Source organism: Candidatus Zixiibacteriota bacterium (assembly GCA_022865345.1).
GTDB lineage: Bacteria > Zixibacteria > MSB-5A5 > MSB-5A5 > RBG-16-43-9 > RBG-16-43-9.
Genome location: JALHSU010000137.1, coordinates 22,094 through 28,219, shown reverse-complemented (window position 1 = coordinate 28,219; position 6,126 = coordinate 22,094). Strand labels below are relative to the sequence as shown.

At 42.2% G+C, this 6,126-nt stretch carries 4 protein-coding genes; 1 reads left to right on the top strand and 3 read right to left on the bottom strand.

The window, feature by feature from the left end:
- Nucleotides 1–93: 93 nt before the first annotated feature.
- From MUP17_06495 to MUP17_06485, 3 genes are all read right to left on the bottom strand, one after another.
- Nucleotides 94–1,788 carry an Ig-like domain-containing protein gene (locus MUP17_06495; protein MCJ7458621.1) on the bottom strand — a complete coding sequence of 565 codons (1,695 nt, stop codon included), beginning with the start codon at nt 1,786–1,788 and terminating at the stop codon, nt 94–96.
- A 128-nt stretch (nt 1,789–1,916) separates the two neighbouring features.
- Nucleotides 1,917–3,581, bottom strand: a complete 1,665-nt coding sequence (locus MUP17_06490; GenBank protein ID MCJ7458620.1) for a tetratricopeptide repeat protein — start codon at nt 3,579–3,581, stop codon at nt 1,917–1,919.
- A 162-nt stretch (nt 3,582–3,743) separates the two neighbouring features.
- Entirely contained in the window at nt 3,744–3,896 is a 153-nt protein-coding gene (locus tag MUP17_06485) for a hypothetical protein (GenBank protein ID MCJ7458619.1), read from the bottom strand.
- A gap of 256 nt (nt 3,897–4,152) precedes the next feature.
- Here MUP17_06485 and MUP17_06480 point away from each other — a divergent pair, with 256 nt between their 5' ends.
- A complete protein-coding gene (locus tag MUP17_06480; GenBank protein ID MCJ7458618.1) occupies nt 4,153–6,108 on the top strand; it encodes an oligopeptide transporter, OPT family in 1,956 nt (651 codons plus the stop codon).
- Nucleotides 6,109–6,126: the final 18 nt, after the last annotated feature.

The following is a 6,126-nucleotide window of genomic DNA, read 5'->3' as shown; positions in this document are numbered from 1 at the left end:
AGACGAAAATTCAAGTTAAGTAAAAACCAAATCTACTATTAAAAAATAACCCAAAATAACCCTTTGTCAAGGAAAAAAGGTAGATTTTTTTGGCTATCTGAATTTTAGAATGACCCCCTCAGTCTCCCATCTGGGGCGGAGGTTCAGGGTGTCCGGGTAGAAGATTTCTGGTTCGGCTGGCTCAAAGGGGAGAGGTTTGCCTAAATCAAGAATCCCGTTGCCATTTAAGTCTAAATAGGCTTTTAAGTTATATTTTCCAGGAAAAACACTTTCAAATTTGAAATCTCCTGATTCTTTCAGCTTTTTTTCATAGCTCAACTCTGGCTTTTCCAGTTTTTTCAGATCGATTACTATTTCTCCTTTGTTCTGGCTTAGATTTTCAACTCTTCCAGAGAGCGAACTTAAGGTATCCGGGTCTACTATGATGAAACCAAGTTTAAAACTGGTATCCGCCAAAGCATTTCCCCACAGGTCAGCTACCTTTTCCATGGTCAACTGATATTTCATCTTGCCCCGAAGAGTCTTGGATGGTGAGAAGAAAAGACTGGTTGGGGTTTTCCAGAGAAGATTTCCTTCGACTTTTTGACCTGTAGTGTCCTGCAGGAGGAAACCTTTTTCAAAGGATGTTGTCTCAGGTGGCTTTTCAAAGAAAAGTTTGATTTGGTCATCCAAAGGTATATTAGCATCTCCAGCCGTGGGATAAGTAGAGACTAACTTCAAGGGGGACTTGTCCGCAGATTCAGACCCTTCAAAAACCCACTCACTGAATTTCTGATCAAGCTTATTACCGAATAAGTCTGTGAGATTCTGGATACTGACTTTGTATTTTCTCTTGGACATCTCCTCAGTTACAAGATAAACTTTTTGATAATCCTCCCCTTTTGTATACACCAGCTCTACACTCAAGGATTCTCCGGGAATAGAGTCTGACAGAATCTTATAGTTCTGCCTTTCATATAATCTTTGTGTAGACATTGGCTCATCAAATTCCAACCTGACATCTCTTCTGTCCAGGCTCTGGCAACCGACTAATTGTGGAGCGGTGGTATCTCTTAAAACCAGCTCAAAATCGATATTCGAAAATGATAAACTATCCTGGATCAGGTTTAAATCTTTTGTGGTGACGCCAAGAGGTTCCTTGTCCGGTTCCCATAAAAGGTCATTATTCAAATCTTTAACTGCAAACAGCCTGTATAAGTCGTTTGCCAGATGACTCAGAGTATATTCCCCATTCTGATCTGAAAGGGTTGCATATTCCGGTTTATCCACTTCCGGATTAGGGTCTTTGCTTTTTGAAAGTGGATAGGTCCAGATGCTTACTCCTTTTTCTGCTTTAGATTGAAAAAAGGCTCTGCCTGAAATTGAGCCGGAATCCAACTTTTGCCCGGTGGAAAAAGCGAAGCTGTAACTTTTCTCCAGCTTGTTATTGTGCATATCCTGGGCATTAGTTCCTATGTTTATCACATAGGTTTTGTCTTTTTCCAGGGGTTTTGACGGTTCCAGGGTCAAACTATTTTTCTTCCATCTGAATTTAAAAGGAGCTTCAGGCACAGGAGTGATAAAAATCGATTGCTCAGTTTTCACTTTATCCATCGGTTTGCTAAAAGTGATGGTGATTTTGGTAGAAAGGTCGACATTCAATGAGTTGTTAGCAGGGAAGACCTCTAAGATTTGCGGTGGGGTCACGTCCATCGGCCCACCAGACGGGAATTCCCTTTTGGCACAGTTGATTATAAAAATAATAATCAAGCTAAAGAAAATTAATCCGATCCAGAATTTCTTTTTCATATCTAGTTAGAGAATTATGGAGTATAAACCTTTAGGTTTACATTGTTTCTTCTTTTTTAAATTGAGTGTAGTTGCTCGATTTATCGAGCTAATTAATGCCCAATGAATTGGGCAACTACAGAGAGAATTTACTTTCCCAATTTCTCTTTTATCTTCTCATTCTGTGGGTCAAGCTCTAAAGCTTTTTTCCATTCAGTTTTTGCCTCTTCTTTTTTGCCAGAGGCATCCAATATGTCACCTAAGTGGTCGTAAATCACCGCATCCTTAATCCTGGTCTTCAAGGCTTTTCTTATCTCTGATTCTGCCTCTTTTAATTTTCCCTGCCTGAACAGAACCCAGCCGTAACTATCCAGATAAGCGCCATTTTCAGGCTGTTTCTCCAGTGCCTTTTCAATCATCTTCTGAGATTCGTCTAACCTCACCCCTTTGTCCGCTAACATATATCCTAAGTAATTCAAAGCCTCATCGTTTTCCAGTTCTATAGATAAAACCTTTTCAAAAGTAGAGACCGCCTGGTCAAAATCTCCGCTCTGCTCATAATCTGAAGCTAAGAGGAAAAGAATTTGAACATTGTTCGGACTTAGAGAGTCAGCCTCAAGCAGAACCTCGATCGCCTGGGAAAACTCTTTCTGCCGTGAAGAGACTACGCCTAAAAAGTAATAGATTTCATCTTTTCTCTGAGCTTTAGGTAGTGCCTGGGTGAAGACCTCTTTTGCAGGAGAGAGACTGTCTTCCTCTAAATAAGTCATTCCCAGGTTTACCCAGGCTTCCTGCAGGGAATCGTCCAGGTCTATAGCTTTCTGGAGCATAAGTTTTGCCAGGGAATAATTTTTATCCTCCAAATATGCTCTTCCTAAGAAGAGAAATCCGCTGGGGTCAGTCGAATCAGCCTTGATGTAATCGGAGAAAAGGGTTTCTGCCTGGGGATATTTTTTCAGGGAGAGATAAATTCCGCCTAAAAGTTTTTTGACATTTTTATCATCCGGGCGCTGCTGATAAAGGTTCAAACCCTCAGCCAGAGCTTTATCTTTTTCTCCGGTGTTAAAATAAAGCTGGGCCAATTTGGAACGGATGACCAGATCGGTCGTATCCTGGGCAAGGATTTTCTCATATATCCCTATTGCCTGGGAGAAATCTTTTTTTGTCTCATACACCCGGCCTAAGGATAAAAGAGTCTGCTTGTTATCCGGATTCAGGTTTAAAGCCTGTTTATACTCGGCAATCGCCTCGTCCAGTTTGCCCTGAAGCTCCAGGAGAAAACCCAGGTTCAAATATACTCCAGGGTTTAAGGGTGAGGCTGAGGAGATTTTTCTCCAGGCATAGACGGCAGAATCTAATTTATCTTCCTGCTGCCAGACCTGAGCTAAATAGAAATAAGGTGCAACTAAAGTTGTATCAGATTGAACTGCCCTGAAATAAGCAGCAACTGCTTCGTCTTTTTTATTCAGGCTCCGGTAACAGTCACCCAAAAAAGCCCAGACCTCGGCTGTCTGGGGCTCGATTTTGGAAGCTTCTTTTAAAGCAGATTCGTAGTCTCCGGTCTGGAAATAATCTTCGGCCAGTGACATCCTCAAAGTATAGGAATCCGGAGCAAATTTCAGACCTTCATTATATTCCCGGATAGCTGATTTTAAATCCCCTTTAAGCTCAAACAAGGTGCCGTTTATATAATGATTAAAGGCAAGGTAATCGTTCATACTTTTTTTACCTTTATCCTGAGCGAAAATCGCAGCCGAGAGAAGAAATAAGAGAAAAATTAACCAAAAAGAAAACCTGTATGCTTTGCGAACCATAAATCATCTCCTTCAGAGGTACACTCTTTCAGGAATTTATGTTTTCTCTTAAAGAAAGCAAGGAGAAAGTTGTGTTTGAATATTTGGAGCGTAAAGCTTTAGCTTTACCTTATTTCTCTTCGTTGGTCTCCTGACCAACGAAGAGCGAACCAGAGTAGGGGTTCAAAATTTTGAACCCTTACTTTTCTCCTGCTGGATGTTATCATCCAGTCCTATGGATCCGTCTCTCGGACAGACTAATGGGCGGATGATAACATCCGCCCTGAGCGAGAGACGAGGATGGTTGAAGGTAGTTGCCCAATTCATTGGGTCCATTTGGACTCGATAAATCGAGCAACTACTTCGCGTACATCCACAATGAAAAACCAGTGCTTGCCGGGTCCCCTGACCTGGCAAGTTTCACATCCATTTGGACGACCGCATAAGAAAGTTCACAATTGCGCGGTAGGGGCGTATTGCAATACGCCCCCACTTTTTTCTTCTTAAAAAAACTTGACTCTTAAGTTTCATAATATTAGCTTTGGTCAATTGTTGAAAACGTTTCTTTCAAAATCTAACCAAGAGGAGGAATATGAAAACTCCAGAGCAAAAAGGGGCGGAACAGATCCAGTTTGAGCCTTATATTAAGGCGCATGAAAATATTCCAGAGATAACCCTCCGCGCTGTGATCTTAGGTGCAATCATCGCGGTTGTATTTGGGGTTGCCAATGCTTATTTAGGTTTAAAAGTGGGAATGACGGTTTCTGCGTCCATTCCTGCAGCAGTTATCTCAATGGCAGTTTTAAGGGGAATTTTCAAAACCGGAACTGTCTTAGAGAATAATATTGTCCAGACCATTGGTTCCTCTGGAGAATCCTTAGCCGCAGGAATTATCTTTACCATCCCAGCTTTCTTCATCTGGAATGAAACACTTTCTGGTTTCTCTCATCCGATTTCAAATTTAGATATAATCTTCTTATCCATCTTAGGAGGAACTTTAGGTATACTGTTTATGATCCCTTTGAGAAAATATCTGATAGTCAGAGAGCACGGCAGGCTGAGATTTCCTGAAGGGACTGCCTGTGCGGAGATTTTAAAAGCCGGGGATGTAGGAGGAAGTAAAGCCAGGACTGTATTTTTCGGTATAGGATTTTCGGCTTTATATAAGGCTTTAATGGGTGGTATCAGGCTCTGGCCTGAGACTCCCAATTATAACCTTCCTTTCCTTAAAGGAGCCAATGTGGGAATCGATGCTACCCCAGCCCTATTAGGGGTGGGTTTTATCATAGGTCCGCGAACTTCCGCCCTTATGTTGGCAGGCGCAGTATTAGGTTATCTGGGTATAGCTCCTTTGATTGCCTACCTGGGTAATTATATGCCTGGAATTATTCCTCCTGCAACCAAACTGATTACCGAGATGACCCCTGCTGAGATCAGAGGGAATTTCATAAAATATTTAGGAGTGGGAGCAGTAGCATTAGGAGGTTTTGTCAGCTTAGCCAAAGCTATTCCGGCAATCGTTCATTCTTTTGCGGGTGGGGTAAGAGAGCTCACTCAAAATAAATCCGACCAACCAAAGAAGCTCAGAACTGATCAAGATCTACCGATGTACGTGGTTTTGTTCGGTGCACTTTTAGTAGCTTTACTAATCTGGATCTATCCGGGTACAGAGCTTCATCTCTTAGGTACACTCTTAGTAATACTCTTTGGCTTCTTCTTTGTAGCCGTGGCAGCCAGAATTGTGGGGATTGTGGGTAGTTCCTCTTCTCCGGTCTCTGGAATGACTTTAGCTACAATTTTAGTCACCAGTTTAATCCTTCTTTCCTTTGGCGTATCCGGATTTAGGGGAATGATCTCAGTTATGTCCATAGGGACGGTAGTCTGCATAGCGGTATGTATGTCCGGGGATATTGCTCAGGATTTAAAAACCGGTTATCTCTTGGGCTCAACTCCGAAAAGCCAGCAGTTGATGGAGTTTGTGGGATTGATTTTCCCGGCTATCTTTATGGGGTTTACAGTTTTTCTTCTAAATGCTGCTTTTGGATTTGTCAAAAGCGATGCTCATCCGGTACCCCTTTTAGCTCCTCAGGCTAATGTGATGGCTACTGTGGTTCAGGGGGTGATGACGGGGGGGATTCCCTGGCTTTATATAATCGCAGGTGCGATGATAGCTTTTGCAGTTGAGCTTTTAGGGGTATCGTCCCTGCCTTTTGCTATAGGTCTATATTTACCCTTAGACCTTTCCACTCCGATTATGGCTGGAGGGATTATTGCTTTGATAGCCCAGAAATTATCAAAAGAAGAAAAGTTCAAAGCCAGAGAGGCAAACGGAATCCTCTTCGGCTCAGGATTGGTAGCAGGTGATGCTTTAGTTGGTGTTCTGATAGCTTTTTTAATTGCCTTAATCCCGGCTTATGCGACATTTTACGAATCGCATGAAGCAGTGAGCCTTTCCGGTAATTTCGGACACTGGTTAGCCCTGGTCTGTTTTGCTATAATAATCTCCCTCTTATGGAATGCTACCCGTGTAGGCAAGTCTGATAAATGAGGTCTTCGAAAAAAAAAT

Coding starts and splice junctions, on each gene's coding strand:
- MUP17_06495 (MCJ7458621.1), bottom strand. CDS start 1,788: ATGAAAAAGAAATTCTGGATCGGATTAATTTTCTTTAGCTTGATTATT.
- MUP17_06490 (MCJ7458620.1), bottom strand. CDS start 3,581: ATGGTTCGCAAAGCATACAGGTTTTCTTTTTGGTTAATTTTTCTCTTA.
- MUP17_06485 (MCJ7458619.1), bottom strand. CDS start 3,896: ATGGACCCAATGAATTGGGCAACTACCTTCAACCATCCTCGTCTCTCG.
- MUP17_06480 (MCJ7458618.1), top strand. CDS start 4,153: ATGAAAACTCCAGAGCAAAAAGGGGCGGAACAGATCCAGTTTGAGCCT.